The 1,299-nt window shown below is 39.8% G+C and carries 1 protein-coding gene; it reads right to left on the reverse strand.

The genetic code is table 11. The annotated features are described in order from the left end of the window. Positions 1–34: 34 nt before the first annotated feature. Positions 35–1,240, reverse strand: a complete 1,206-nt coding sequence (locus FTV18_RS15600) for an IS256 family transposase (protein ID WP_004973108.1) — start codon at positions 1,238–1,240, stop codon at positions 35–37. Between the last annotated feature and the right edge of the window lie 59 nt (positions 1,241–1,299).

The raw sequence follows: 1,299 nt of genomic DNA on the forward strand, positions 1-1,299 counted from the left end.
GAGGGCGTTCAAAATTCTGTGTCAGTAAATTTGACTAGATTTTAATTATATCATCTAATCGACCTTCAAAGTAAATGGATAATTGAGTAATCGTTTGTCCCCATTCCTGAATAGGCATTGTCCATTTTTCTGATGCCTGTTGAATACCAATATACAGTAATTTCATCAGACTATCCTCATTGGGGAAAGCTCCTTTGGTTTTGGTTAGTTTGCGGAATTGACGATGTACGGCTTCAACGGCATTGGTGGTGTAAATCGGCTTCCTAATCGCTTTAGGGTATTTGAAATAGGCGGATAGTAGATGCCATTTGGTACGCCATGACTGAATGACCACACCATATTTTTCGCCCCATTTTTCTTCTAGCTCATCCAGTGCTACTTCTGCCGCCCCTTTGGTATCAGCACGGTAAATTGGCTTTAAATCAGCCATAAATGCCTTCTGATCTTTACTGGCAACATAGCGTAAAGAATTACGAATTTGATGAACGATACACAGTTGTATTTCTGTTTGAGGGTAAATCGCTGCTATGGCTTCGGGGAAACCTTTTAGTCCATCTACACAGGCAATCAGAATATCCTGAACACCACGATTTTGTAGGTCTGTCAGTACACTAAGCCAATGGTTCGCCCCTTCGCTTTCCGACAAATGCAAGCCGAGTAGTTCCTTCTTACCTTCAACATTTAAAGCTAAAATGGTATAGATCGCTTTGCTCACATAAACACCTTTATCCTTCACTTTGTAATGTATGGCATCTAACCAAACAAAGGGATAAATTGTATCGAGTGGGCGTTGTTTCCATGCTTGTAACTGAGGGAGGAGCTTATCTGTAATATTGGTGATAGCACCATCTGAAATCTCCAATCCATACATATCAGCAACATGCTTTTGAATATCACGATAGCTCATACCAAGTGCATAGAGTGATATGATTTTATTGTCAATTTCTTCTGATAATTTGGTCTGGTTCTTTTTAACTAACTGTGGCTCAAATTCACCATTTCGATCTCTAGGGGTTTCAAGCTCAAATGAACCTGATGTAGATTTTACTGTCTTGCGAGTATAGCCATTGCGGCGATTACCTTGTTTCGGATTCGCTTCAATGTAATTCTCGATTTCTGCTTCAAGAGCAGCTTCGGTCAGCTGTTTAATTAAAGGGGTGAGTATGCCATTTTCTCCAGTCAGTGCTTGTCCTGACTGGAGTTGTTTTAAGGCTGTTTCAAAATCAAATGTAGTTGCCATAATGCATCATTCCTGTTTTTAACAGTTTAAGGAAATGACACAGTTTTTTGAACACTACC

Source organism: Acinetobacter sp. YH12241 (assembly GCF_013417535.1).
Taxonomy (GTDB): domain Bacteria; phylum Pseudomonadota; class Gammaproteobacteria; order Pseudomonadales; family Moraxellaceae; genus Acinetobacter.